General features: G+C 64.9%; 23 protein-coding genes. 11 read left to right on the forward strand and 12 right to left on the reverse strand.

Annotated features, from left to right (window positions below; all coding sequences use genetic code 11):
• The first annotated feature begins 81 nt into the window (after nucleotides 1–81).
• A complete protein-coding gene (locus tag E3T31_RS02910; protein WP_134467389.1) occupies nucleotides 82–1,122 on the forward strand; it encodes a 4-hydroxy-3-methylbut-2-enyl diphosphate reductase in 1,041 nt (346 codons plus the stop codon).
• A gap of 28 nt (nucleotides 1,123–1,150) precedes the next feature.
• Here E3T31_RS02910 and E3T31_RS02915 read toward each other — a convergent pair whose 3' ends face one another.
• Both E3T31_RS02915 and fbaA read right to left on the reverse strand, forming a co-directional pair.
• Nucleotides 1,151–1,765 (reverse strand): DUF6264 family protein, encoded by a 615-nt coding sequence (locus E3T31_RS02915; RefSeq protein ID WP_134467390.1) that lies wholly within the window; start codon nucleotides 1,763–1,765, stop codon nucleotides 1,151–1,153.
• 38 nt (nucleotides 1,766–1,803) lie between these two features.
• The gene (fbaA, locus tag E3T31_RS02920) at nucleotides 1,804–2,829 is read right to left on the reverse strand and encodes a class II fructose-bisphosphate aldolase (RefSeq protein ID WP_134467391.1); all 1,026 of its coding nucleotides are present in this window, start codon (nucleotides 2,827–2,829) and stop codon (nucleotides 1,804–1,806) included.
• A 207-nt stretch (nucleotides 2,830–3,036) separates the two neighbouring features.
• Here fbaA and glpX point away from each other — a divergent pair, with 207 nt between their 5' ends.
• Nucleotides 3,037–3,969 carry a class II fructose-bisphosphatase gene (glpX, locus tag E3T31_RS02925; RefSeq protein ID WP_092450458.1) on the forward strand — a complete coding sequence of 311 codons (933 nt, stop codon included), beginning with the start codon at nucleotides 3,037–3,039 and terminating at the stop codon, nucleotides 3,967–3,969.
• Nucleotides 3,970–4,091: 122 nt separating this feature from the next.
• Here glpX and rmuC read toward each other — a convergent pair whose 3' ends face one another.
• Both rmuC and E3T31_RS02935 read right to left on the reverse strand, forming a co-directional pair.
• Complete coding sequence (rmuC, locus tag E3T31_RS02930; protein ID WP_134467392.1) at nucleotides 4,092–5,504, reverse strand: DNA recombination protein RmuC; 1,413 nt, start codon at nucleotides 5,502–5,504, stop codon at nucleotides 4,092–4,094.
• Nucleotides 5,505–5,568: 64 nt separating this feature from the next.
• Nucleotides 5,569–6,183, reverse strand: coding sequence for an exonuclease domain-containing protein (locus tag E3T31_RS02935; RefSeq protein WP_134467393.1), 615 nt, complete (start codon nucleotides 6,181–6,183; stop codon nucleotides 5,569–5,571).
• A gap of 76 nt (nucleotides 6,184–6,259) precedes the next feature.
• Between E3T31_RS02935 and ychF the strand changes: the two genes are divergently transcribed.
• Nucleotides 6,260–7,333: a redox-regulated ATPase YchF gene (ychF, locus tag E3T31_RS02940; protein WP_134467394.1), complete on the forward strand. Its 1,074-nt coding sequence runs from the start codon at nucleotides 6,260–6,262 to the stop codon at nucleotides 7,331–7,333.
• Nucleotides 7,334–7,544: 211 nt separating this feature from the next.
• Here ychF and E3T31_RS02945 read toward each other — a convergent pair whose 3' ends face one another.
• Nucleotides 7,545–7,745 carry a hypothetical protein gene (locus E3T31_RS02945; RefSeq protein WP_134467395.1) on the reverse strand — a complete coding sequence of 67 codons (201 nt, stop codon included), beginning with the start codon at nucleotides 7,743–7,745 and terminating at the stop codon, nucleotides 7,545–7,547.
• A gap of 8 nt (nucleotides 7,746–7,753) precedes the next feature.
• A complete protein-coding gene (locus E3T31_RS02950) occupies nucleotides 7,754–8,332 on the reverse strand; it encodes a type IV toxin-antitoxin system AbiEi family antitoxin domain-containing protein (protein WP_134467396.1) in 579 nt (192 codons plus the stop codon).
• Between the two features lie 214 nt (nucleotides 8,333–8,546).
• Between E3T31_RS02950 and E3T31_RS02955 the strand changes: the two genes are divergently transcribed.
• The 5 genes from E3T31_RS02955 to E3T31_RS02975 all read left to right on the forward strand — a co-directional run bounded on the left by E3T31_RS02955 (nucleotide 8,547) and on the right by E3T31_RS02975 (nucleotide 11,585).
• Complete coding sequence (locus E3T31_RS02955) at nucleotides 8,547–9,221, forward strand: SDR family oxidoreductase (protein ID WP_134467397.1); 675 nt, start codon at nucleotides 8,547–8,549, stop codon at nucleotides 9,219–9,221.
• 170 nt (nucleotides 9,222–9,391) lie between these two features.
• Complete coding sequence (locus E3T31_RS02960) at nucleotides 9,392–9,847, forward strand: hypothetical protein (protein WP_134467398.1); 456 nt, start codon at nucleotides 9,392–9,394, stop codon at nucleotides 9,845–9,847.
• 67 nt (nucleotides 9,848–9,914) lie between these two features.
• Nucleotides 9,915–10,484 (forward strand): HhH-GPD-type base excision DNA repair protein, encoded by a 570-nt coding sequence (locus tag E3T31_RS02965; RefSeq protein ID WP_134467399.1) that lies wholly within the window; start codon nucleotides 9,915–9,917, stop codon nucleotides 10,482–10,484.
• A gap of 6 nt (nucleotides 10,485–10,490) precedes the next feature.
• On the forward strand, nucleotides 10,491–11,219 hold the full coding sequence (locus E3T31_RS02970; protein WP_134467400.1) for a DUF2461 domain-containing protein: 729 nt from the start codon (nucleotides 10,491–10,493) through the stop codon (nucleotides 11,217–11,219).
• Nucleotides 11,220–11,288: 69 nt separating this feature from the next.
• Nucleotides 11,289–11,585, forward strand: a complete 297-nt coding sequence (locus E3T31_RS02975) for a bacteriorhodopsin (RefSeq protein WP_134467401.1) — start codon at nucleotides 11,289–11,291, stop codon at nucleotides 11,583–11,585.
• 120 nt (nucleotides 11,586–11,705) lie between these two features.
• Here E3T31_RS02975 and E3T31_RS02980 read toward each other — a convergent pair whose 3' ends face one another.
• The 5 genes from E3T31_RS02980 to E3T31_RS03000 form a co-directional block, all read right to left on the reverse strand.
• Nucleotides 11,706–12,506, reverse strand: a complete 801-nt coding sequence (locus E3T31_RS02980; RefSeq protein WP_134441507.1) for a hypothetical protein — start codon at nucleotides 12,504–12,506, stop codon at nucleotides 11,706–11,708.
• Nucleotides 12,507–12,594: 88 nt separating this feature from the next.
• Entirely contained in the window at nucleotides 12,595–14,931 is a 2,337-nt protein-coding gene (locus tag E3T31_RS02985) for a hydantoinase B/oxoprolinase family protein (protein ID WP_134441505.1), read from the reverse strand.
• Nucleotides 14,932–14,974: 43 nt separating this feature from the next.
• A complete protein-coding gene (locus E3T31_RS02990; protein ID WP_134441503.1) occupies nucleotides 14,975–17,101 on the reverse strand; it encodes a hydantoinase/oxoprolinase family protein in 2,127 nt (708 codons plus the stop codon).
• Between the two features lie 2 nt (nucleotides 17,102–17,103).
• Complete coding sequence (locus E3T31_RS02995; RefSeq protein ID WP_134467402.1) at nucleotides 17,104–17,571, reverse strand: acetone carboxylase subunit gamma; 468 nt, start codon at nucleotides 17,569–17,571, stop codon at nucleotides 17,104–17,106.
• A gap of 36 nt (nucleotides 17,572–17,607) precedes the next feature.
• Nucleotides 17,608–19,464, reverse strand: coding sequence for a hydantoinase/oxoprolinase family protein (locus E3T31_RS03000; protein ID WP_134467403.1), 1,857 nt, complete (start codon nucleotides 19,462–19,464; stop codon nucleotides 17,608–17,610).
• Between the two features lie 166 nt (nucleotides 19,465–19,630).
• Here E3T31_RS03000 and E3T31_RS03005 point away from each other — a divergent pair, with 166 nt between their 5' ends.
• Nucleotides 19,631–21,478: a sigma-54-dependent Fis family transcriptional regulator gene (locus tag E3T31_RS03005; protein ID WP_134467404.1), complete on the forward strand. Its 1,848-nt coding sequence runs from the start codon at nucleotides 19,631–19,633 to the stop codon at nucleotides 21,476–21,478.
• 18 nt (nucleotides 21,479–21,496) lie between these two features.
• Here the strand turns inward: E3T31_RS03005 and E3T31_RS03010 are convergent, their stop codons facing one another.
• The gene (locus E3T31_RS03010) at nucleotides 21,497–22,750 is read right to left on the reverse strand and encodes an MFS transporter (protein ID WP_241977554.1); all 1,254 of its coding nucleotides are present in this window, start codon (nucleotides 22,748–22,750) and stop codon (nucleotides 21,497–21,499) included.
• A gap of 139 nt (nucleotides 22,751–22,889) precedes the next feature.
• On the opposite strand from E3T31_RS03010, the gene E3T31_RS03015 reads away from it, so the two are divergent.
• A complete protein-coding gene (locus E3T31_RS03015; RefSeq protein ID WP_134467406.1) occupies nucleotides 22,890–23,561 on the forward strand; it encodes a bifunctional 2-polyprenyl-6-hydroxyphenol methylase/3-demethylubiquinol 3-O-methyltransferase UbiG in 672 nt (223 codons plus the stop codon).
• Nucleotides 23,562–23,601: 40 nt separating this feature from the next.
• Entirely contained in the window at nucleotides 23,602–25,266 is a 1,665-nt protein-coding gene (locus E3T31_RS03020; RefSeq protein WP_134467407.1) for an ABC-F family ATP-binding cassette domain-containing protein, read from the forward strand.
• The last annotated feature ends 5 nt before the right edge of the window (nucleotides 25,267–25,271 follow it).

Consider the following 25,271-nt stretch of genomic DNA (forward strand, 5'->3'; position numbering starts at 1 on the left):
AGTTCTTCGGTCGTGCGTGCGTAGACTGAGGCGGTGAATACAGCGCAAACGAAGAGCACTCCGCCCGTTATCAGCTTGGGCATGCCACGCATTCCAAGCGCCCGCAACAGGCTCAAGGATACCCCGGTGGTCGGACACAAGCGGGTGCTGCTCGCCGCCCCCCGCGGCTACTGCGCCGGAGTCGACCGTGCGGTCATCGCCGTCGAGAAGGCGCTTACGCACTACGGCGCGCCGGTGTACGTGCGCAAGCAGATCGTGCACAACATTCACGTGGTCTCCGAACTCGAAAATCTCGGTGCCATCTTTGTGGACGAGGTTGACGAGGTTCCACGCGGCGCGCACATCGTGTTCAGCGCGCACGGCGTCTCTCCGGCCGTCGTCAACGCCGCCGCCGAGCGCGGCCTGCAGGCCATCGACGCCACCTGCCCGCTCGTGACCAAGGTGCACCGCGAAGCCGTGCGCTTCGCCCGTGACGACTTTCAGATTCTGCTGATCGGCCACGAAGGCCATGAAGAGGTCGAGGGCACCGCCGGTGAGGCGCCGGAGCACACAACGCTCGTCGGCAGCCCGGATGCCGCCGACACGGTCGTCGTGCGCGATCCCGACAAGGTGGTCTGGCTGTCGCAGACCACGCTGAGCGTCGACGAGACCATGGAAACTGTGCGCCGGCTGCGGGCACGGTTTCCGAACCTGCAGGATCCGCCGAGCGACGACATTTGCTACGCCACTCAGAACCGTCAGGTCGCCATTAAGAAGGTCGCCCGCGACTCCGACCTGGTGATCGTGGTCGGCTCAGCCAATTCGTCCAACTCCGTGCGCCTCGTCGAGGTGGCGCTGGAATACGGCGCGAAGGCCGCCTACCGCGTGGACTTCGCGAGCGAGGTCAAACAGGAGTGGCTCGACAACGCGACGACCGTGGGGGTGACGAGCGGGGCATCCGTTCCCGAAGAACTGGTCGAAGAGTTGCTCGAGGCCCTCGCTGATGCCGGCTATGCCGACGTTCAGCAGGTCAAGACCGCCGAAGAAGACCTGGTCTTCTCGCTTCCCAAGGAGCTGCGCACCAACGTCTCCGGCGAAACGGATGCCCGTGCCTTCGGCGGTCGCGCCGCCCCCGCCGAGTAGACGGCCGGGGCGGTTCAGCCGCTGAAAGCTACTGGCGGCTGAGGAACTCGATCAGGGTCGGGTCATTCAGCATGGCGGCGAGCATGAAGGCGAACATCGTCACGGTCGACACTGCGCCGGCGATCAGCGACACGTAGAACGCACGGCGGCGCCGCAGCAGCAGGCGCACCGACACCGCGGCAGCGGCGAGCCAGATAAACACCACCGCAATGGCTCCGACCGAAGTCAACGGGCCAATGCTGGCACCCGAAGTGTAGGTGCCCAGGCCCTGCTGCGTGTAGATGAGCTGCATGGCATCGGGGAGTGCGCCGAGCGAAAATGCGCCATACAGGGTGGCCAAAAGACCGACGGTCAGTAGCCCGATAGTCAGCGGCCGGTCCCAGCGGGGTACGGTGCGCGAGGAGGGCTGGTGCGGCTGCCCCGTCGGGAACGGCTGACCCGTCTGCAACGGGGGTGCCGGAACGGCGGGCGGCTGCGCGGTCGGGTGCACGCCTGCTCCCGCCCCAACGGTGGGGGCGTGAGCGTCAATCCGGTCCTGGTCCTGCGGAGGTTGCCAGGTCCAGCCCTCAGGGGCGAGTTCGCCGAACTGGGGGCGGGGACGAGGGTCCTTCGCGGGGGGAATGGAGTCCGGATTCTCTGTCATGGTTTAACCGCTGTCATGATCTAACTGCTGTCAGTGCTCTAACTGTTTGAGTGCCCGGCGGAGCCGAGCTGGCGGGTGGCATCGACGACGCGAGCGGCCATGGCCGACTCGGCCACCTTGCCCCACGCGCGCGGGTCGTAAACCTTCTTGTTGCCGACCTCGCCGTCGACCTTGATCACGCTGTCGTAGTTCTTGAGCATGTAGTCGGCGATCGAGCGGGTGAAGGCGTACTGCGTGTCGGTGTCGATGTTCATCTTGACGACGCCGTTGGCGACGGCTTCGGCGATTTCGGCATCCGTTGAGCCCGAGCCGCCGTGAAAGACGAGGTCCAGCGGAAGGGCAGCGAGGCCGAACTTGGCCGAGAGACCGGCCTGGATCTCCTGGAGCAGTTCCGGGCGCAGTTTGACGTTGCCGGGCTTGTACACGCCGTGCACGTTGCCGAAGGTCAGCGCGGCCATGTAGCGGCCCTGCTCGCCGAGGCCGAGGGCTTCGACCATCTTGATGGCGTCGTCGAGCGTCGTGTACAGGTTCTCGTTCACGTCGGCCTGCACGCCGTCCTCTTCGCCGCCGACAGCGCCGATCTCAACTTCGAGAATGGCGCTGATGGCGCGGGTGCGCTTGAGAATGTCGGTGGCGATCTCAAGGTTCGCGTCGAGGGCAATGGCCGAACCATCCCACATGTGCGACTGGAAGATGGGGTGGCCACCGTCGGCCACCGCCGACTCCGAGGCTTGGATCAGCGGAATGACAAAGTCGTCGAGTGCACCCTTGGGGCAATGGTCAGTGTGCAGCGCCACCGTGATGGGGTAGTTGTCGGCGACCGCGTGCGCGAAACGTGCGAAGGCGAGAGCGCCGGAGGCCCGGTTCTTTACGGTGTGGCCGGCAAAGTAGTCGGCGCCTCCCGTGGTGACCTGGATGATGCCGTCAGATCCGGCCTCGGTGAGGCCCTGAAGTACGGCGTTGATGCTCTGCGACGAAGACACGTTGAATGCCGGGTAAGCGAACCCGCCCGTCTTCGCTTTGTCGAGCATTTCGGCGTACTGGTCCGGGGTTGCGATGGGCATTGCGTCTCCTCGAAAGTGTGCGGGGGTGTGAACCGAGTCTAGCCACGCCCGACCCCGGTGTTCGGTCGCGATAAGGTGACTCGGGCGGACACTCCGCGCGACCCGCCGCGCATCCGTCGTAATCGAAGTCGAACTTACGTCCGGGAGGACCTTTTGAACAGCACTGAGACCGCCACCCTGTTTCAACACCCCGACCGTAACCTCGCCATGGAGCTCGTGCGCGCCACCGAGGCTGCAGCCATCCGCGCCGTGCCGTTCATCGGCCGCGGCGACAAGAACGCCGCTGATAAGGCCGCCGTCGACGCCATGCGCGCCTTCCTCGGCACCGTCAACTTCGATGGCCTCATTGTCATCGGCGAGGGCGAAAAAGACGAAGCCCCCATGCTCTTCAACGGTGAGCACGTCGGCAACGGCCGTGGCCCCGCCTGCGACATCGCCGTGGACCCGATCGACGGAACCAGCCTCACCGCCGCCGGCCGTCAGAACGCCGTCTCCGTCATCGCCGTGTCTGACCGCGGCACCATGCTCGACGCCTCGTCGATTTTCTACATGGACAAAATCGTTACCGGTGGCGCCGGACGTGGCGTAGTCAGCCTCGACCAGTCCATCGGCGACAACCTTCGCGACCTTGCCCAAGCACTGAAGAAGCCGGTCGGTGAACTGACGGTGGCCGTGCTCGACCGTCCGCGCCATGCTGGCCTGATCGACGCCATCCGCACTGCCGGTGCCGGCACGCGCCTCATGCTCGACGGCGATGTGGCCGGCGGCATCAATGCTGCTCGCTACGAGACGCGCATTGACATGTGCGTCGGTATCGGCGGAAGCCCGGAAGGCATCACGACGGCCTGCGCTCTCAAGGCCCTCGACGGCTACATGCAGGGCCGCCTCGCCCCGAAGGACGACGCCGAACGCGCCCGTGGCGTCGCGGCTGGGCTCGACATCGACAAGCTGCTCGAGATCGACGACATGGTCAGCGGCGACAACACGTTCTTCGTGGCGACCGGCGTCACCGATGGCGGACTCGTCGACGGCGTGCGTCGTAAGGGCCCGATGATCCGCACCGAGAGCATCGTGCTGCGCTCCCGTTCGGGCACGGCCCGTCGCGTCATCGCGGAGCACCTCGCGGCGAAATGGCTGTAGTCGCCTCGCACTAGGTCTTCACACAATTGCACGCCTCGGGTCTGTTCATTCAGGCTTGGGGCGTGCTTCTTGTTGTGCCGTCTGCAGGTAATTACCCGCGCAGGTCGGATTCGCGAAGCGTCTCATGCTGGATCGTCTAATCCGTACAGGCGAACTTTGATGGCGCTGTGCTGAGCCTCGTTCAATTCGGCACCGTCCAGGTCAACGGGAAGATCCAGCGTGTCGTGTTCTTCGGCCGGCGTCTCCAACTCGGGCGCGGTTAGTTTCCGCGGTGAATCATGAATGATGGCTGGTTCGGTGAGCAGCCCGATCTTGGTCTGGTCGATTCCCGGAAACTGCCGCGCGGTCACGAGCACGCGGGATTCGAGCGAGTTGGCGAACTTGTTGTAGCTGTCCACCGTGCGTTCGAGCGCCTTGCGCAGTGACTCCGCGTGGCCGGACAGCGCACCGAGCCGCTGATAGAGGGCGTTGCCGAGGTTGAACAGTTTCTGGGCCTCGTCGGTGACCGCTTGCTGCTGCCAGGTGAACGCCACGGTCTTGAGCACGGCCCACAGGTTCACCGGTGACGCCAGGGCGACTCGTTTACTGAACGAGTAGTCGAGGATCGACGGATCGGCTTCGAGTGCTGCCGACAGCAGGGATTCGCTCGGGATGAAGGCAATCACGAACTCCGGACTGGCATCGAAACCTTCCCAGTAGGTCTTCTTGGCCAGAGCGTCGATGTGGGCCCGTACGGCCTTTACGTGCTTGTCGATCAGCAGCTTACGGCGGGCGCCCTCCTCACCGGTGGCCGTGAACGGAATGGTGCTCGCCTCGATGTAGTGCTCAAGCGGAACCTTGGCATCGATGGCGATCGACTTGTTCCCGGGCAGGCGAACGACCATGTCCGGTCGGCCGAGCCCGGCATCCGTCGTGATATTGGTCTGCGTGTTGAAATCGACATACTGGGCTAGTCCGGCCGCTTCGACCACGCGTCGCAGCTGCGTCTCGCCCCAGACACCGCGGGTGCTGTTGGAGCGCAGGGCACTCGCGAGCGATTCGGTGGTCACCCGCAGCTGCTGGTCGGAGATCTGCGCCTGCTTGAGCTGCTCCGACAGTGATCCATATTGTTCGCTGCGTTGCGTTTCGAGCTCGGTGACCTTCTCCTGCATGGTCCGCAGGGTCTCGCGCACCGGGCTGAGGGCTTCGAGCACGAGGTGCTCGCGTTTTTCCCGCTCGGACTGCAACTGCTGGTCAGACCGTGCCCGTTCCGCAGCCTCACGCGTCGACGCCCGGTCGTGGTCGATCTGTGAACTGAGCCCGTCAACGGTCGCGAGGGCGGCAGACAGCTCGCTCTGCAGCGCCGCGCGCACGGTCGCCTCGCTGGCTCGCGCCTCGGCGAGGGCGACCTGGTGGCGGGCCTGGAGAACGTCGGGGTCGACCGAGCCTTCAGTCTCGCTGTTGCTGCGGCGACGTTGCACCAACACCAGGGTCAGCAGGGCGCCCAACGCGGCGCCGATGACGAGACCGACGATCAAACTCAGCAGTGGTTCCATGCTTGAAGTTTGCCAGCGACCACCGACATTGCCGGAATGACACTCGGATCAGGCTAAATGCACGCTAGTTGAGCGCCATTGGCCCGTGCATCGACGCGTGTTCCTGGGTAGCCACCGGCCCGATCACGCCGACCTTGACCCGGGTGATATGGGCAAGCTGCTCGAGCGTATCGACCTCGTGACGCTTTGCGGCGTGGATCATGATGGCAGCGCAGGCTTCAGCGTCTGCGAGCGCATTGTGGTGCGAGAAGTCTTCGAAGCCAGCCGCCATGGCCGCGACCGGCAGCCGATAGGACTCGAGATGGTAGGTGCGCCGGGCTACCTGCAGACTGCAGACGTAGCGAAAGTCCGGCACCGGCTGGCCGGTCACGATCGACGCCGTCTTGATCACTCCGAGGTCGAAACCGGCGTTGTGGGCAACGAGATAGTCGTCACCGACGAAGGCGACCAGCTGCGGAAGCTGCGCGGCCCAGGTAGCCGCGCCCACGACATCCGCTGCAACAATGCCGTGAATGCGGGTGTTCCACTCGGAGAAAGCGTCGTGGTCGGGCGGCGGCTGGATGAGCCAGTAGGCCGAATCGACGACCAGGCCGTCACGCACTTTCACCATGCCCACCGAGCACGCCGAGGCGCCCGAGGAGTTGGCGGTTTCGAAATCGATCGCGGTGAAATTCAGCACGCCTTATGATCTCACGGGCCACCGACATGAGCCTCCGACAAGGGCCGCGGCGACCTGGCCGGTAGAATGGTCTCTCGTGGCTCTTACTATTGCAATCGTCGGACTCCCCAATGTGGGCAAGTCAACCCTGTTCAACGCCCTGACCAAGAACAACGTGCTCGCCGCGAACTACCCGTTCGCCACGATCGAGCCCAACGTTGGAATCGTGAACCTTCCCGATTCGCGCCTGGCCGACCTGGCAACCATCTACGGCAGCAAGACCCTGCTTCCGGCGCCCGTGTCCTTCGTCGACATCGCCGGCATTGTGCGTGGTGCGAGCGAGGGAGAGGGGCTCGGCAACAAGTTCCTCGCCAACATTCGCGAAGCGGATGCCATCGCCCAGGTTATTCGCGGATTCGCCGACCCCGACGTCGTGCACGTCGACGGGAAGGTCAACCCGGCCGGTGACATGGAAACGATCAACACCGAGCTGATCCTCGCCGACCTGCAGACCCTCGAAAAGGCCGTGCTGCGCTTCGAGAAAGAGGTCAAGGGCCGTAAGGTGGCGCCGCTCGTTTTGGAGACCGCGCTCAAGGCGCAGGCCATCCTCGACGGTGGTCAGCCGCTGTCCTCTGCCACGCTCGACATCGAGCCGATCCGCGAACTCGGCCTGCTCACCGCGAAGCCGTTCATCTATGTCTTCAACGTCGACGAGGCCGTGCTGCAGGACCAGTCCAAGCTCGGCACCCTCGCCGCCCTCGTCGCACCGGCGAACGCCGTGTTCCTTGATGCCAAGCTCGAGAGCGAACTGAGCGAGCTCGACGCCGAAGACGCCGCCGAGATGCTCGCGTCGACCGGTCAGGCCGAGAGCGGTCTCGACCAGCTTGCCCGCATCGGTTTTGACACCCTCGGCCTGCAGACCTACCTCACGGCCGGTCCGAAAGAGTGCCGCGCCTGGACCATTCACAAGGGCTGGACAGCACCGCAGGCCGCCGGAGTCATCCACACCGACTTCCAGAAGGGCTTCATCAAGGCGGAGATCTTCTCCTTCGAAGACCTCATGGCCGCCGGCTCGATCGCCGAGGCCCGCTCGAAGGGCAAGGCGCGGATCGAGGGCAAGGAATACGTCATGCAAGACGGCGACGTGGTTGAGTTCAGGTTTAACGTTTAAAGAAATCACCTGATCAGGTCTTTTCTATCTCAATCAACTCGGTGGGGAATTGATGCCCTGCATGTGGGCGGCCAAAGAAGGCTGCTCTGGCGTGTCGGCGAAGGCTTCGACTCAAACTTGAGCTTTGTCGATCTACGATCGCGGTATGTCTTTCCAAGCACCTTCGACTGATACGTTGCCAGCGCTGCGGGCGACGCGATGATTGCGCAGTTCATCGGTGGGCTGCGAATGCAGCCATGAGTACGCCGCCCTTGAGCACGAATTTCTCAGGGTGTGCAGAAACTGAAAGCCGGGTCAGGACGCCTTCGAGCGCGTAGAGCGTGAAGTATTCGACCGGGGCGCGTCCGTCTCGCTTGGCGAGATTGCGGAGGTCGTTGTAGGCACGCCCGGCCGGCGTTTCCCGTGTCGGCATTGGCGGCGTCACAACAGCGCCTCCAACGCGAGCCGAAGTCGTGGCAACGCCTTCGGGAACGACGCAGCCACACGCAACAGAGCGGAAGCAGAGTTCCCACGACGCGAGAGCCATCGTCGGAGGGCCGTATATGCCACGTCATTGCCTTCCTGATGCATGAGACGGAAGCAGTCAACGATGGTTCGTTCGGCCGAGTAGATGGCCAAATTCAATCCATCACCTACTTCCAATGCGTCGCGTCCGGTCAGGAATGTCGCTGGGTTGAAACTGTGCCAGGCCGCGTGCTCGAAGCCGGCGGGAGCTCTGGTGCCGCGAGGTAGCGCAATGTCTGTGGCAAAGGGGATCGCGTCGCTCAGCTCGTGATGCACAAGTGCGCTCGTCAGGCACAGCGTGGCGGTGGGCTGTACCGCGGTCGCGCCTGCCAGAGTGGCCCATGACGGGTCAACCGTATCCGGCCGAAGATATACTCCACGACCTATGCGCTCGATCTCTCCATGGTCAAGCATCTCGTACACCTGGTCTTTGCGCAGGCCGACGGCGCGAGCGTCATTAAGCGTGAACGCTGAAGCGAGTGCAATCAGGGACATGTGATCTCCTTACTGCTTACACGTCAAGGCTATCTATGCGCATTTAGCAAGTCAATGATCAGGGTCGGCGTTAATCTCAAAGACTTGATAAACGTATTGCCTCGACGTGTCGTCATGTACGCAGCCGTTGGAACGTGCTGGATTTCAGGTTCAACGCTTAGGCTCAAGTTTCTTGCGATATTCGTCACGAGAGCATCAATCGAAGGAGACCATCGTGCCTGTAATCGCCATCATCGGAGCCGGACCGGGACTCGGCGCAGCGGTTGCGCGCCGGTTCGGGCGCGAGGGCTTCTCGCTTGCCCTGATATCCAGGAACCAGTCGAAGCTGGACGCTATGGCAGCCGAGCTGACCGATGCCGGCTTCACCGCGAGTGGTTACGCTGCGGATGTCCGCACGCCCGCGTCGCTCGAAGCTGCCCTTGCACGTGCCGCCGCCGAGTTGGGGCCCATTACTGCGCTGCAGTACAGTCCGCTCCCGTCGCGCGACTACCTGAAGCCGGTGCTGGAGATGACTCCTGAGCTGGCGCTGGAGGCGTTGCAGTTCTCGGCCCTCGGACTCATCCACGCCGTGCGCACGGTGCTGCCGGGAATGCGTCTGGCAGGAAGCGGCAGCATCATCCTGATCAACGGCGGGACCTCGGTGCAGGCGCGCGCCGGCTTCGCCGGCACGTCGATCGCCTTCCCCGCCGAGAGCGCCTACGGCGAGATGCTGCACGATGCCCTAGAGGGTGAGGGCATCCGGGTTAACCAACTCGTGATCCCCGGCGGCATCCCCCAGCTTCAGCTTGCCAACGGCATCGATGGCGTCGCTGATCGCATCTGGGACCTCCACGCCGTTGCCGGTCCGTTTCGCACCATGCTCATCCCGCTCGAGGACGGCCGGGAGTAGCGACCTCGTTGCCCCGTCGCACGATGGTCCGCCCGACTGCACGACGAAGAGAGGCTCGGCGTGGTCTGCGCGTGGACGCAGTGCCCCCAAAAGAAGCCCACCGCCACCCGAGCGGCCGCTCGTCCGATGGGATTGCGTCGATTGACTGCGTCGAGTGTTAGCGTTCTGGCATGACTGAGACGGCCAAGCAGAGATCCCGTACCTCCCGCACCGGGTCGATCCCACGCACGGCGGCACGGATCGCGCTCGGACTGGTCCTGGCCGGTGCCGGTGCCACCCACCTCACGGTCGCGCGTGACGATTTCCAGGCACAGGTGCCGGAGTGGGTACCGCTGAAAGACGACCTCGTCGTGCTCGGCTCCGGGGTGGTTGAGATCACCCTCGGCGTGGCCCTCCTCGTCGCCGCGAAGCAGCGTGTGCTGGTCGGGTTCGTGGTAGCGGCCTTCTTCATCGCCATCTTCCCCGGAAACATCTCGCAGTACCTGACGAAGACCGACGCGTTCGGCCTCGACACCGACCAAAGTCGCTTCATCCGACTGTTGTTCCAGCCGCTTCTCGTGCTGTGGGCACTGTGGGCGACCGGGGCGAGCACAGTACTCCGTCGGGCGCTGCGTGGGCGCCGATAGCCCCGTCCGCCGTGAACCGGCCCGTACCGGGTCGGCTGCACAGGGTGGCGGTGGCAGACTGATTTCCATGACGATGCTGCACATCACCGGCGATGACACCTCCGACGCCCTCCTCAGCGAGAATCCGTTCGCGCTGCTCATCGGAATGCTGCTCGACCAGCAGGTTGCGATGGAAACGGCTTTTGCCGGTCCGGCCAAGATTCGCGAACGGATCGGCACCCTCGATCCGAAAGTGATCGCCGACTTCGACACGGATGCCTTCGCCGAGATGTTCCGCGCGTCACCGGCCGTGCACCGCTACCCGGGTTCGATGGCGGCGCGTACCCAATCGGTGGCCGGGGCCATCATGAGCAACTGGAACGGCTGCACCGCCTCGATCTGGACGGAGGGCGATCCCGACGGCAAGGAAATCTTCCGTCGGCTGAAGTCACTGCCCGGGTTTGGCGAACAGAAAGCGAGGATTTTTCTCGCACTCCTCGGTAAGCGACTCGGCGTCGACGCGGCCGGCTGGCGCGAAGCATCCGCTCCCTATGGAGAGGAAGGATCATACCGATCGGTGGCCGACATTGTCGACCCCGAATCGCTCACTCGCGTGCGCGAGACCAAGCGCGCCGCTAAGGCAGCCGCGAAGGCGTAGTCTCGCGTGGTGGGCCCTCACTTCAACGAACGGACATTCGACTTTCTCGACGAACTCGAGCATCGCAACGAACGCGACTGGTTCCAGGAGCACAAAGCGATTTACGAGCACGAGTTGAAAGACCGGATGCTTGCGGTCATCGAGCGAATCAACCTCGCGTTGGTCGACTTCGCAGCCGAGTGCGTGCGCCCGCCGAAGAAGGCGATGATGCGTATCTATCGTGACGTTCGATTCTCGAACGACAAGTCGCCGTACAAGACTCATCTCGCTGCCCACTGGCCACCCCGTGGACTGGAGAAGGCCGGGGGAGCGGGATACTTTCTGCAGGTGGGTGTGCGCAGCGTCATGGTGGCCGGCGGTGCCTACAGCCCGCCGCCGCCGCAGCTACGGGCCATCCGCGACTACGTGCTCGACCACCACGTAGAGCTGCGCTCTCTGCTCGCCACGCCCGCGCTCACGCTCACGCAACTGGCGCAACCGTTCGGCGGCAACAAGCTCATCCGCCCGCCGCGCGGCTTCCCGGTCGACCATCCGGCGGCTGACCTGTTGCTCAATCGCAGCTGGGCACTGGTCGGCCACCTGCCCGGCGACGTCGCGCTCGACGAGAATTTCACCGACCTCGTCATTGAACGGTTTCGGGCGTTTCAACCGGTAGTCGACTTTCTCAACGTTCCACTGGCCGCGGCCACCCCGCTCGAACAGGAAGCAGCCGTAGGCCGCCGTCGCTCCGCCTGACCACAGCCAGCCTGGACCCGCGCCGCATCAGGCCAGGGCCCCGGTAAGTGCCGGTCACACTTTGTCCCTGTGGTGGTGCACAATCTGGGCGCCGTTTCTCACAGCAAAATTCTGACCTGGGGTGTCTATCCGATCGCGTACCTGCTTCCGGCCATCGGTGTGAGCGGTGGAGACGCCTGGGTCGGCAATCAACTCGGATACTCGATAGCCGAAATTCTGGCGAAGGCGCTCTATGGGCTCATTATCTTCCAGATTGCGCGGATGAAATCCTTTGCCGACGACCTGGCATTGGCGCTGGAGGAACTGTCCGTCGAGGACGCCGGGGAATTGTCTCGGTCGATCAAGCCCGCTGACGTCGTGAAATAGGGCGAACGTCATCGGGGCCCGGCCGAGCGAACGTCTGCTCGGCCGGGCCCACTTTGCACCCTGGGCCTATGACATCGAGGTGACAACGGATGTCTGATGCCTCACCCGACAAGGCGCCGCCTAGTCCAGCGCCGTAATACGGCTCAGCACCTGCTCGGGAACCGCCTGGCGCGGCACCTCGCCCACCAGAAAATCGCCGTCGGGCAGCAGCGTGCCGGAGTCGGACGACCAGAACTCCGCGCCGATCACCGCTCCGCTCAGCTGGCTGCCGTGCAGCTCGACGTGGTCGTCGTGTCGCTGGCCGAGCGCCCACCGGTAGTGGTCGGTCACGTTGGCGACTGGAGAATAGGTCGACAAAGGTACCCCGCCAACAGCCGGGCCGCGGTCGTCGAGCAGCACGGCGATCAGCGGCAGCGCGGCGAACCCGCGCAGCCAGTCGGCAACATACATTGACGCGTTTTCGGCGTTGTCGGCGTCGAGCCCGGACACATCGTTCGACCCCGAAAACGGATGCGTGAGCGCCAGCCACTGCATCGGCGACGGAATCTGCAGCACGACCGGTACCCGCTGGGTCTGGCTGAAGAGGGTGGCCAGTTCAATCACGTACGCCGTCGTCTCGGCATCACCGAGCAGGGTGCGCAGGGCGTAGCCGGTGCGGGTTTTGGCGCCCATCGCTGCCTGAAGCGCAGGGTCGGCGGCGACCCGCTGGGCGTAGAACCGGTCGAGGCTGAGCAGGGCCAGGTCGGACTTCAGCACGCCCTGCACCTGGCCGAAGAAGTTCGCGAAGGCCATCGGCTCCTGCCACGGCACCGGCTTGCCCTGCAGAAAAACGGATTGGGCATATTCGTGGCTGTCCAGCACGACCGCGCGACGGCGGCCCGACGTTGGCTCGGCCAGCAGGTCATTCAATGAAACGGTCACGGTGTCTCCCATCGATCAATCAAGAAAATCGACCCGGGCTGCGGGACCGTAAGGAGACGGTCCCGGAGCCCGGGTCAGCTGGTGAAAATTAGGACTTGTGCAGGGCCACTTCGCCGTACTTCTGCTCCAGTTCGCGCACGCGCGCCTCGAGCTTGCTGATCTTGAGCACCCGACGATCGGGAACCATGATGAGCGGCAGATCCTCGAGCTTGCCCTTGACACGCTCCGGCTCGAGTCCGCCCCAGTGGGTGGCAATCAGGTTTTCGTCGTCGTCCTGACCCCAGGAACCGAAGTACAGCAGGTCAGCTGGCGGCTCTTCCTTCACGAAATCCTTGATGAATTCCTTGTACGGAGTGCCGCGGTTGATGCGGTCCTGGCGCATCTTCGCGCGCAACTCGATGGTGGCCTGCTCGTGCACCACGTAGGTCTCCGGTTCCCAGACCACGCCGTACATGGTCGACGCGGTGTGGGCACTGATCCGGTCGAGCTCGAGGTCGGTGACCACGAGCTCCGGGTCGCGCTCGAGCACATCGCCGTAGCCGCCGCCCGCGCCCTGGGCGATCATGTAGAGCTCGCCCTCCTTCGCCACGTCGAACTGCAGCCCCATGTGGGCGGACTGGTAGTCGCCGCCCTCGAACGGCTGCTCGTTCATCACGCGCTCCATCGAGAGGTTGAACTGCGACGGGTCCTTCTGGATGATGTCGTAGATATTGACGTTCTTCACCATCGCGAGCGGGTAGACCGGGCACCCGTAGCCGCCGAACATGCCGGGTACGGAGGAGAACTTCGACCCGCTCGTCACGGTCATGAAACCCCAGCTCGGGGTGCCGCGGGAGGCGACGATCATCTCGTAGCCCATGCCACCGCGAAACTTGCCGAAGCCCTGGTTGTCGCGAACGAGACGCTTGCTCACGAGCTGCAGGAACGGAACCTCTTCTTCCATCACTTCTTGCTCGCCGATGTCGGCCATCGCGCAGAATAGCGGGGCGACGGCGTCTTCACCGTCGCGAAAGGCCTTCGCGCCGCCGCCCATGCCGTTGAGGTCGGCGCACAGGTTGCCGACCTGCTCACCATTTTGCGTGGTGCCGCCCCAGAGAAAGTCGTTGATCTGGTTAAACCAGGGTGCAACGACGTTCGAGTACTTCTGCGGTGAGGAGAACTGCATCTTGGCAAAGGCCGTCTGCAGGGCCGAAAAACCGCGGAAGGAAGCCTGCAGCGACTGCCCTACGGGAGCGTCGTAGCCGGCATCCGCCCAGCTGTGTTCCTCGGTGATGACCTCGATCGGCGACAGCGCACCGGTCGAGCGGGGCAGGTCGGGCCACCAGTACGACAGGATGGCCTGGGCCATGAACGACTTCGTTGAGGCGAGCGGCGAATTGATGGCGCGGTTGAGAATCTCGGGGCCGGTGCCGGTGAGGTCCACGATCATGCGTTCGCCCTTGATGGTGATCTTGCAGGCGAACTTGATCAGGATGTTTTCCTTCAGCGTCGAGTCGACGAACTGATTGAAGGTGACCGTGCCGTCGGGAAGCTCGCCGATGCGGCGGCGTACCTCGGTTTCGACGTCCTCGACGGTGACTCGCAGGGAGGCCACGAACGTTTCCTGGCCGACCTCGTCGATCAGGCGGTCGACGGTGTCCATAATGCGCTTGACGGCGCCCATCTTCACCTTGATGTCGGCGAGCATGAGCTTCGGGTCGCGCGTCGAGTGCTGCAGGAAGGTGAGCAGGTCGCGGCGCAGGTGGCCCTTTTCCACGATCTTGATCGGCGAGGCGCGCAGGCCGTCGTCGAACGGTGTCTCCGATCCGCTCGGCATGCCGCCCGGCTCGCAGGCGCCGTTTTCGCCCTCGTGGATGGTGGCGCCGACCCAAGCGATGATGATGCCGCCGCGAATCACCGGCACCAGCATCGACTGGTCGGTGTTGTGCACCATGCCGAAACGCGAGTCGTTGTGGAAGAAACCATCACCCTCGTTGATGCCGACGGTGGGTTCGTCCTTCCAGTTCTTCATGATGTAGCGGATGGGGTGGTGCAGCACCGCAGAGAACGCGATCACACCGCGGTTGGAGAGGTACGTCACGTCGCCCTCGGCGGTGTAGACGGCACAGGACAGGTCCGCCCACTTGGCGCCGGGCGCTGCGCCCATGCTCTCGCACATTTCAAACGCCTCGTCGAGGGCGCCGGCCAGGCGCTTGCGGATGCGGTCGATCTCGAGCGGGTTGATGCCGTTCGCGATGCACTCCTCCTCATAGGCGGTGCGGGGCATGATCTCGTGGTGGCGCATGATGGCCGGGTCTGGTCCGAGAAAGAGGGTGGTTTCGTCCATGAACTTGTCGACCCACTGCTGTTCCTGGTCGGTCAGTAGCTGGGCTGCGTCGTCGTCGTTTCCGCTGGTGGGTACAAACTGGTCAGTTGTCAGTGTCATGGTGTTCAAGCTCCTTTGCTTGCGTTAGCTACAGAAAAAGTGGTCAGTCGCTGAGCAGCCATACCGCCCCCTGCAGGGTCGGCTCCAGGCGCCAGCCCGGCTCGACCAGGTACGTGGTGTTCTCGGTCGTCACGATCGCCGGCCCGTGAATCACGTACTCGTGTTTGAGCGCCTCAGCGTCGTAGACAGGGGTGTCCACCGCGCCTTCGATGCTCGTGAAGTGCACCGACCGGTGCGACACGGGGGCCGGTTTGGTCTTCTCGCCGCCGATTTTGATCGACTCGAACTGAATGACTTCGCCCTCGATGAACGATGCGACCCGAATCGTCTGCACCCGGATGCCTGCCTCCGGTGCCTGAGTTCCCTCGCCGTACCGCTCGCCAAAGATCTCGGAGAACGTCTTGATCAGGTGCAGCACATCGGCGACCCCGTTGACCCGGTTGATGTCGAAGGCGACGGCGGTGGTGACGAGCTGGTTGCCGTAGCGCATGTCCATTTCGAGTCGGTAGCGCACGTCGGCGCGGTCGTAGCCCTGGCGCACGAGGTCTTCGGCACCCTTGGCTTCGAGCTCCTCGATGTACCCGTTGAGCGCGTCGTACTGGTTGTACAGGCTGCGCTTGATCGCTTCGTAGAGCACGACGTAGGCGCTGCGTTCGTGAATGTGCAGCGGTCGCATATTGCCGGCGCCGAGCGCCGAGAACACCGACGCGAAGGGTGGAAACAGGATGCGGCTGATGCCGGCGCTCGCCGCGATGCCACAGGCGTGCAGGGGGCCGTTGCCACCGTAGGCGAGCATCGTGTAGTCCTCGATCAGGCCGCCGCGCGAGCGCAGCTCCTTCTCGATGCCAATCGCCATCTGCTCATCGACTGTCTTCTTGATGACCTTGGCCACCTCGACCGCGTCCAGATCGAGCTCGTCGCTGAGCGTCTCGTCGATCACGTAGATCGACCGCTTCTTGTTGAGCTTAATGTGCCCGTTGGCGTAATTGTCCGGGTCGAGATAGCCGAGCACGAGGTCGGCGTCGGTAACAGTGGGGCGCAAGCCGCCACGGTCGTAGCAGGCCGGACCTGGGTCGCTTCCGGCCGACTCCGGCCCGATCTGTATGGCGTGGTGGATGCGGTTGTAGGCCGCGATCGAGCCGCCGCCAGCACCGAGGGTGTTCAGGTGGATCATCGGCGCCGAGACCATCCAACGTCCAATGGTGGGCTGGAAATCGTAGTGCCGCACTCCGCCCTCCGGCACCAATCCGATGTCGAACGAGGTGCCGCCCATGTCCATCGACACGACGTCGCCGAGCCCGGTGGATTCCGACAGGTGCTGTGCCGCGCCGACGCCGGCGATCGGTCCGGAGTGAATCGTTTGTAAGGCATCCGTGGAATTGGGCTGCGCCATGCCGCCCGAATTGTGAATAACGAGCATCGGCTTCTCATAACCCGAGTCACGCAGGTTGTTGGAGAGCTGATTGAGTGCATGAAACATTGTCTGGTGCAAAAAAGCATCGACGACGGTGGCCATTGCCCGCACGTATTCGCCCTTGCGGCCAGAGACCTGGCTGCTCAGCAGCACCGGAATCGACCCGAGCTCGTGCGTGGGGTACTCGTCGAGAATGATCTCGAGAATGCGATCCTCGTGCACCGAGTTCTCGGTCGCGTTGGTCAACGCGATAACGATGGCCTCGGCACCATTGTCGACGAGTTCGCGCACCTGGGTGCGCACGTCGTCGTACATCAGGGGCACCAGCACCTCGCCGACCGAGTCGATCCGTTCTTTAACCGAGCGGATGAGGCGGCGCGGCACGAGCGGGTCTGGTCGCTGGGCATCGGGCATATCGCCCTGCTTGACCCCGTCGAGTCCTTCGCCGTAGCCGCGGCCACGGGAGAGCGGGATGGTGTCCTCGAACCCGTGGGTGACGATCGCCGCGACCCGCGGCCCCTTACCCTCGATCAGGGCGTTGGTGCCGAGGGTGGTGGCGTAGCGCACCGAGTCGACCTCCTTGAGCGCGGTTTCCCGGCTGATGCCGGCGCGCTCGCAGGCCCGGTCGAGGGCTTCGTTGAAACCGAGGGCGAGGTTGTGGTGGGTGGTGAGCGCCTTGGATTCGATGTACACGTCGTCCCAGACGAAGAAGCAGTCGCTGAATGTGCCGCCGATGTCTACGGATATGCGTTTCACGGTCAGTGCCCTTCGGAGTTGTCGGCGTGCGAGTGGGAGTGGGAATGTGCGGACACGGAATCAAACCGGGCGCTGAGGTCGGTCTCGGCGTTCTCGCCGGGGCCGTAGTTGACGACCTCCTCGGGGTTGCCGCCGTGGGCTTCCCACTTTTCGCGCAAGGAATCGATGTCCCAGAGCATGTCGACGGTCGGCGGATGCCCCGGCGGCAGGTATTCGGCCTCGATCTGGGTGCCGCAGGTGGGGCAGTAGAACTCCAGGATGCGGCAGAAGGTCGGGTCGGGGGAGAACGTGAACTCGTACTTTTCCGGGTCGATCACCGGGGGGTGAATCTCCCGCGGGTCCCGGTCGTAGACCAGAGTTCCTTCCTTGTAGTTACCGCGGGCGTCGCCGAAGTCATGGGCGCAGACGCGGCAGATCCACCGCTCCGTATCGAGGTCGATGAGCAGGTATTCGGTCATGGGAACGCGCATTGTGTTTGTACCTTCCTGGGGAAACAAAAAAGTGGGCTAGAGCGTGTCGGCGAGCTGCAGGTCGCCGGCCGTGGAGACCGTCAGGGTCCAGCCGAGCGGCACGCGCGCGGTGAAGAACGGTCCCTCGACGATGGCCGGTCCGGCCGCCGTGGCGCCGGGCTTCTGGTCGTCGAGCTGGTAGACCGAGACGCTGTCGATCTGGGTGGGAGTGGAGCGCACCTGCCGGGTTCCGGCAGCCACGGCGGCGCTCGCCGCAGCGGGTACCCCGCTGGCGATGGTCGGGTGCGGCAGCCGGAAGGTGGCCTTGAGCGAGAGAATCTCTTCGCCGTCTTCAACAATGGTCGACCAGTCGAGTTCGCACTCGCTCAGGTCGTGCCCTTCCTGGAACATGTCCTTGCCGGCATCCGCTTGCATCGACGTGCGCACCGCGGTGATCTCGGCCTCCGAGAACCCGGTGACACTCGTTTCGTAGGACTGGGCGATGTCGGAGAAGCTGATTCCGTAGGCCGAGAACACCGCGGCGAGCCGGGGCACGAGCACGTTGTGCACGCCGGCAATGCGTGCGGCGGCGCAGGCGTTCATCGGTCCGCCGCCACCGAACGCGGCGACCGTCGTGTCGCCTGTCGCGCTCACGAGGTCGGCGAAGGCCCGCGCCAGGTGTCTGGAATAGCTGGCTTCCATGCGAATCAGGGCCTCGTCGAGGCTGATTCCGAGCGGGTCGGCGACGGTCTTGGTGATGACAGCGCGCGACCGTTCGGCGTCGAGGGCCATCTCGCCGTTCAGATAGGTGGCGGGGTCGAGCACGCCGAGCAGCAGGTTGACGTCGGTGATCGTGGCCTGCGTGCCACCGAAACCGAAGCAGGCCGGTCCGGGGGCTGCCCCGACGCTTTCCGGCCCGACGGTGATCTCGCCGTCGTGCACAGCAATGATCGAGCTGCCGCCGACTCCGGTCGAGCGCACATCGCTCATCTCGTAGGAGATGTCGACGCCCTGGATCGATCCGCGCCGGTCGACGGCGATCGTGGAATTGGCGACGGCGCCGACATCCGTTGTGGTGCCGCCGACATCGATCATGAGCACGTTGTCGAGCCCGTACGCCTCGGCGAGAGCACGGGTGCCCTCGAGGCCGCCGCGCGGTCCGGAGGAGTAGGTCTTGAGCGCGACCGACTTGGCCACGCGGGAGGAAGCGCCGTCGTTGCGGTAGATCAGCAGCGGGTTCTTCACCTTGTAGGCGCGCAGCCGGTGTTCGGCGCTGTACAGAAAACGCTCGACCGTGGGGTGCAGAAAGGAGTTGAGGATGCCGGACCAAACCTGACGCTGGCGGGAGGTATCAGAGGCGAACTCTCGGGAGAACAGAATCGGCACCGAACCGAGCAGGTGTCGGGGAAAGTTCTTGAGCATGGTGCGCTTGAACAGGTGTTCGCGTTCGGCGCTCAGGCCGGCGACGACGAGACGCTCCGCTCCGGCGGTGGTCAGTCGGTTGATCTCGGCGACGAGCTGGCGGGAGAGTTCCTCGGGACTGCCGTCGGCCGTGATGATGCCGATCCGGGCACCGATCAGGTCGGTGAACAACGCGGCGGTGTCGTCCGAGTGGCCGAGCGAGTCCGGCAGGGTGGGATCGTCGGTGATGAGCCCGATCTTGGGCCCCTTGCGCTGCACCAGCGCGTTGGTGCCCTGGGTCGATGAATAGCGGATGTGCTGGGTTGAATGCAGCAGGTCGGCCAGATTCGCTTCGCCGAACAGCAGAGCGGATGCCTTTGTCATCGCGTCGAAGAGACACTGGGACAGGTCGACGGGAGTGGTGAGGGTCTTGGTAAACGTGAAATCCGTGCCACTGGCGACAACAATGTCGGTGAGGGTTCCACCATTGTCGATGTTGATCAATCGTTCCATGAGCGCTCCTTTGCGGTTTGTGGTGAGTGATCGAGGCTCTCGGGGAGCCACGTCACCAAGAATGACCCCGCGTCCGAGGTAGAGCGTGTCCCAGATTGGGACACCGTACGACTAGCGCTCGCGGGGTCGCAGCGGGCATGCTTGCAGAGTCCACAAGGGAGTCGATATGCACAGAGTCGCCGATCGGCGAATCAAGATAGCGGCTGCGCGCGCCGATTTTCTGCGATTCGGACACGCTGAAACCCAATCGGTTCCTGGCGTGGTGGCCGCCTCCTGGCAGCGTTCCTTCTCAGCGGGAGTGGATGCATCCACTTCTCAGGCAGTGTTTCACAACGACCTCGATCTGACCGGCCGCCTGATGCGCTGCTCGGAACCGGTCATCGCCCGGCTGAGCGATGAGATGGCCGAAATGCCGCTGTCGATCGTACTCACCGACTACAAGGCACGAATTCTGAGTCGTTCCGAAACCGACAAGACCATCGGAACCCTGCTCGATGACGTGTCGCTGGCGCCCGGCTTCAACTACGCCGAGGCGAGCGTCGGAACCAACGGAATCGGCACCGTGCTCGAGTCGGGTCAGCCGTTGTACATCGTGGGGCCCGAGCATTTTCTCGAGCACCTGCAGCCGTTCGCCTGCGCCGGGAGTCCCATTCGGGACCCGATCACCGGGAGGGTGGAGGGGGTGCTGGATATCAGCTGCCTCATCGAAGATGCCAGCCCGCTCATGCATTCCCTGGTGCGGTCGGCCGCCCATGAGATTGAGCGCAACCTGCTCGTCGATCGCAGTCAGCGACAGCAGGCACTGTTTGAGGAGTATGTGCGGGTGGATTCCCGCAACCGGGGCGCCGTCATGGCCATCGGCGGCACCGTGGTGATGGGCAACGCGGTCGCGCAAAGTTCGTTTTCTCCCGATGAACAGTGGACCATTCAAGAGCACGCTCGCTATTTGATGATTTCTCCTGGTCAGCCGGTCGACCAGATCGAGCTGTCCTCGGGCAAGGTCGTGCATGTTCGGGGCAAACGTGTTGTGGTGGGCCCGGACGTCGCCGGCATCGTTGTGGTGGTCGAAATCGTCTCCGAGCCCGTACCGGTACCGGTGCCCGCATCGAGACTGACCCTGTTGCCGCTGCGGGGGCATCGGTTGAAGAAACCCATTCCTGCTGACTCTTCGGCGATTCTGCACGATGCGGAATCCTTGCTCGGCAAACGCGCCTCGAGCGGAGTGGTCACCGCGCTCACCGCCGGCGCGCCCCTGCTCGTGCTGGGGGAGGCCGGCGGCGGCAAGGTGTCGCTGCTCGCCGAACTATATCGCCAGATCGTTCCGCTGGGTCGAAGCGTCGTATTCGGTGCCGAGCAGCTCAATCAGCACGGCGTGCACTCGGCCATTAATAACGACCTGATCAGCGCCCTGGCCCGGCCAACGCTGTACATCTTTCGCAATATCGATCGGTTCACCGAGGCAGCGACCGCCGAACTCGAGGCGTTTCTGGTGACCCGCGAAGCCGGTGCTGGCGGCCTGGCCGTCACCGTGTCGCAACCCGATCTTCAGGCTGACCTGGCCGCTGCCCGCCCGTACACGGCCCTACTGCAGCACTTCACAACCTCGGTCACGGTTGCGCCGCTGCGGCACCGCCAGGGAGACCTGCCCGACATCGTCACCCGGGTGCTCGCGCGACGGGCCGGTTTACGTCCGGCCACTGTGAGCGCCGGAGCGATGCGGGTGATCTCCCGCTATCCGTGGCCGGGCAATATTCGTCAGCTCGAAGAAGCGCTCGACACCGCCCTGCTCACGCGACCGGTCGGCGCCATCCAGGCCGAAGACCTGCCCGCCTACTGCCACGGCGGTGCACCGCGCCTGTTGTCGGCGATCGAAGCGGGGGAGCGTGACCTCATCGTCGGTGCCCTGCACAAAGCCGACGGCAATCGGATGCGCGCGGCCGAGTCCCTGGGAATAGCTCGGTCCTCCCTCTACCGCAAGCTAAAAACCTTCGGTATCACCGTCACCGACTCGTAGCCGGGCTGCGGCATCCGCTTACTGGCGGTGTGTGGCACGCAGGCGAATCACAGACCAGACGACCACGACGGCGACGAGTGCCATGGCGGACAGTCCGAGTCCGGAGTAGCCGGCCAGCGCCAGGATCGGCCCGGCGATCGCGCCGCCGAGAGCGCCAGCCGCGTTCATCGAGAAGTCGGAGAACCCCTGCAGCGAGGATCGATCCTCGATCTCGACGGCCTCGGCGACCAGCGCAGAGCCGGCGACAACGGATGCCGACCAGCCCAGGCCCAACAGCACCAGACTTACCGTCATCGTGCCCTGCGACCCGTCACTGAGCCAGGCCGCTCCCAGCGCCCCGAGCAGCAGGGCCTGCCCGCCGAGGATCACCCGAAGCCGGCCGAACCGGTCGGCGAGCGCCCCGAACGCCGGGGAGAGGGCGTACATGCCGGCCACGTGCAGGCTTATCGTCAGCCCGACGATGGTTAGGGTGGCGCCGTGGTCCCGCAGGTGCACCGGCGCCATCGACATCAGGGCCACCATGGTCGCGTGGCTCAGCGCGATCACCACAACGGCGTACCGGGCCGCCGTGTTGCCGCGCAGAATAGCCAGACCACCACTGGCCCGAAGGATGCCCACGCTCGTCGTGCGCGCGGCCAGCGCGGTCAGCAGGGGGTCGGGTCGCAGCCCGAGCGCGTAGACGAAGGCGGCGGCCACCGTGGCGCCGAGCGAAAAGGCGAACGCCCCGGTCATCGCCGGAAGCCCGAGGGTGGCACCGAGCGCCTCGCCCGGTCCGAACAGGTTGGGGCCGAGCACGGCGCCAATGGTGGTGGACCAGATCACGATGGACAGGTCCCGCGCTCGAAAGCGCTGGCTGGCCAGGTCGGTCGCTGCAAAGCGGGCCTGGAGGTTCGTTGCTGAGCCGGCGCCGAGCAGCATCAGGGCCAGCAGTAGCAGGGGGAAGTTGTCGACGGACACCGACACGATCGCGAGCACCGCACCCGCGCCGGCCATAAGCGAACCGGTCGCGAGCGATACGCGACGCCCGCGCGCCTGCGCCAGGCGGGCGAGCGGAACGGCCACGATCGCGGCCCCGAGGGTGCTCATGGTGGCGGCCATGCCTGACCAGGCGCTGGACCCCGACAGTTCGGCGGCGAGTAGCGCGCCCAGCGACAGGGTTGCGCCCACGCCGATACCGCCCAGAATCTGCCCGGCAATGAGTACCCGAACGACGCGCTGCTGTAGGTTCGGTGCGGGTGACGAGGTCGTCGTGCGTGTGCTGGCGTGCTTCACGGTCTGTTCCCTAGCTGGTCGCACCGTCGGGCGTGCGACTCGAGTGCTCGCGAGGCTCACTCTACCGAGCGGCCGACCGGTCTGATCGACGCCGGCCGCGAAAGTTGCGCCGTGCCGCCACACCGGGCATCGTGGGATCATGACGAATCCCGGCGAGCACACTGCCGCACTGCACGACGAGCCTTCACAGGATCCCGCAACCTTCTGGGAAAACCGCTATCGCGAGAGCGATCGCGCCTGGAGCGGGCGCGCGAACGCGGCGCTCGAACGCGAGGCCGCCGGCCTCGCGCCGGGCACGGCGCTCGACCTCGGCAGCGGAGAGGGTGGCGACGCCCTCTGGCTTGCCCAAAACGGATGGTCCGTCACCGCCGTCGACATCTCCCCGACCGCGCTCGCCCGCGGCCAGGCCGCCGCCGAAGGGGCTGGCCTCGCCGAGCGCATCCGCTGGATCGCCGCCGACCTGGCCGCCTGGCAGCCGGACGGCCCGTTCGACCTCGTCACGGCACACTTTCTGCAATCACCGGTCGAGCTGCCCCGCGCGGTCATCCTGCGCCGCGCCGCCGCAACGGTCGCCCCCGGCGGCGTGCTGCTCGTCGTGGGCCACGCCCAGTTTCCGCCGTGGTCGAAGCACAAGCCAGACGGCGTTCCGTTGCCGACCGCCGACGAAGTGCTCGCCTCGCTCGAGCTGCTCGCCGATCACTGGGAGATCGTCACCAAAGCTGCTGTTGAGCGGGAAGCCATCGGCCCGGACGGTCAGGTCGCCACCCTCGTGGACAGCGTGCTGACCCTCCGTCGCACCCACTCGATCTGAGCCGGTCGCCCTACGCCTGCGGCAATGAGAACATTGGGTAATGACCGGAACACTCGTGGCCAAGGGCCTGGCCGGCGGCTACGCGCACCGCACCCTCTTTGAATCGCTCGACCTGACCGTCGCCCCCGGTGATGTGATCGGCGTGGTCGGCGCCAACGGCGCGGGCAAATCCACCCTGTTGAACCTGCTGGCGGGGCTCACCGAGCCGCAAGCCGGCACCATCGCGCTCAGCCCAGCGGATGCCTTCGTCGGCGCGCTCCCGCAGGAACACGAACGGGTGCCCGGGGAAACCATCGCCGGCTACATCGGCCGGCGCACAGGCTGCGCCGAGGCGACCCGCGAAATGGATGCCGCGGCATCCGCTCTCGGAGCCGCTCAGCCGCGCGCCGGAGGGATCGACCCGGCCGACGCCTATTCGAGCGCGCTCGAGCGTTGGCTGGCCAGCGGTGCCGCCGACCTCGACGAGCGGCTGCCGATCGTGCTCGCCGACCTCGGCCTCACCCTCGGCAGCACACTCACCGCCGACAGCTTGATGACCGCGCTTTCCGGCGGCCAGGCTGCCCGGGTTGGCCTGGCCGCCCTGCTGCTCTCTCGCTTTGACATCGTGCTGCTCGATGAGCCGACGAATGATCTCGACCTCGATGGGCTCGAACGCCTCGAAACCTTCGTCACCGGGCTGCGCGGCGGCGTCGTGCTGGTCAGCCACGACCGCGAATTCCTCGCCCGCTGCGTCACCCGGGTGCTCGAACTCGACCTTGCGCAGGGCGCGAACCGGGTGTTCGGCGGCGGCTACGACTCCTACCTCGAGGAACGCGAAACCGCGCGCCGGCACAACCGTGAGAACTACGACGAGTTCGCCGCCAAGAAAGCCGACCTTGTCGGGCGGGCCAGAACTCAGCGGGAATGGTCGAGCCAGGGCGTGCGCAATGCCATGAAGAAGGCACCGGACAACGACAAGATCCGCCGCAAGGCTTCGGTCGAATCGAGCGAGAAGCAGGGCCAGAAGGTGCGGCAGATGGAGAGCCGTATTGCGCGCATGGAAGAAGTCGAGGAACCCCGCAGGGAATGGCAGCTCGAGTTCACCATCGGCGCCGCCCCGCGCTCGAGCGCCGTCGTGGCCACCCTCAATAACGCCGAATTCCGGCAGGGCGACTTCGTGCTCGGCCCGGTATCCCTGCAGATCAACGGCGGAGAACGCATCGGCATCACCGGCCCGAACGGCGCCGGCAAGTCCACCCTGCTGCGCGCTCTGCTGGGACGTCAGAAAGCGGATGCCGGCAGCGCTCATCTCGGCCCGAGTGTCGCAGTCGGCGAGATCGACCAGGCCCGGGCGCTCCTGGCCGGCGCCCGGCCCCTCGCCGCGAGTTTCGAGCTACTCGTACCCGATCTGTCCCCGGCCGAAGTGCGCACGCTGTTGGCTAAATTCGGCCTCAAAGCCGACCATGTGAACCGCCCGGTCGATGAGCTCTCACCGGGGGAGCGCACCCGGGCCGGGCTAGCGCTGCTGCAGGCGCGTGGTGTCAACCTGCTCGTGCTCGACGAGCCGACCAACCACCTCGACCTCGCGGCGATTGAGCAACTGGAACACGCGCTCGACAGTTATGAAGGCACGCTGCTGCTGGTCACCCACGACCGGCGCATGTTGGCCAACGTGCGCACCGACCGGCACTGGAATGTCGAAGCGGGCCAGGTTCTCGAGGGCTGACGGTC

The organism is Cryobacterium sp. TMS1-13-1 (assembly GCF_004403125.1).
Lineage (GTDB): Bacteria > Actinomycetota > Actinomycetes > Actinomycetales > Microbacteriaceae > Cryobacterium > Cryobacterium levicorallinum.

Bases quoted from the DNA above. Each gene is read 5' to 3' on its own strand.
- E3T31_RS02945 (WP_134467395.1), bottom strand. From the start codon at position 7,745: ATGCCGACACGGGAAACGCCGGCCGGGCGTGCCTACAACGACCTCCGC.
- E3T31_RS03000 (WP_134467403.1), bottom strand. From the start codon at position 19,464: ATGGAACGATTGATCAACATCGACAATGGTGGAACCCTCACCGACATT.
- E3T31_RS03015 (WP_134467406.1), top strand. From the start codon at position 22,890: ATGACGAATCCCGGCGAGCACACTGCCGCACTGCACGACGAGCCTTCA.
- E3T31_RS02950 (WP_134467396.1), bottom strand. From the start codon at position 8,332: ATGTCCCTGATTGCACTCGCTTCAGCGTTCACGCTTAATGACGCTCGC.
- E3T31_RS02965 (WP_134467399.1), top strand. From the start codon at position 9,915: ATGACGATGCTGCACATCACCGGCGATGACACCTCCGACGCCCTCCTC.
- E3T31_RS02915 (WP_134467390.1), bottom strand. From the start codon at position 1,765: ATGACAGAGAATCCGGACTCCATTCCCCCCGCGAAGGACCCTCGTCCC.
- fbaA (WP_134467391.1), bottom strand. From the start codon at position 2,829: ATGCCCATCGCAACCCCGGACCAGTACGCCGAAATGCTCGACAAAGCG.
- rmuC (WP_134467392.1), bottom strand. From the start codon at position 5,504: ATGGAACCACTGCTGAGTTTGATCGTCGGTCTCGTCATCGGCGCCGCG.
- E3T31_RS03020 (WP_134467407.1), top strand. From the start codon at position 23,602: ATGACCGGAACACTCGTGGCCAAGGGCCTGGCCGGCGGCTACGCGCAC.
- E3T31_RS02985 (WP_134441505.1), bottom strand. From the start codon at position 14,931: ATGACACTGACAACTGACCAGTTTGTACCCACCAGCGGAAACGACGAC.
- E3T31_RS03005 (WP_134467404.1), top strand. From the start codon at position 19,631: ATGCACAGAGTCGCCGATCGGCGAATCAAGATAGCGGCTGCGCGCGCC.
- E3T31_RS02995 (WP_134467402.1), bottom strand. From the start codon at position 17,571: ATGCGCGTTCCCATGACCGAATACCTGCTCATCGACCTCGATACGGAG.
- glpX (WP_092450458.1), top strand. From the start codon at position 3,037: ATGGAGCTCGTGCGCGCCACCGAGGCTGCAGCCATCCGCGCCGTGCCG.
- E3T31_RS02960 (WP_134467398.1), top strand. From the start codon at position 9,392: ATGACTGAGACGGCCAAGCAGAGATCCCGTACCTCCCGCACCGGGTCG.
- E3T31_RS02910 (WP_134467389.1), top strand. From the start codon at position 82: ATGCCACGCATTCCAAGCGCCCGCAACAGGCTCAAGGATACCCCGGTG.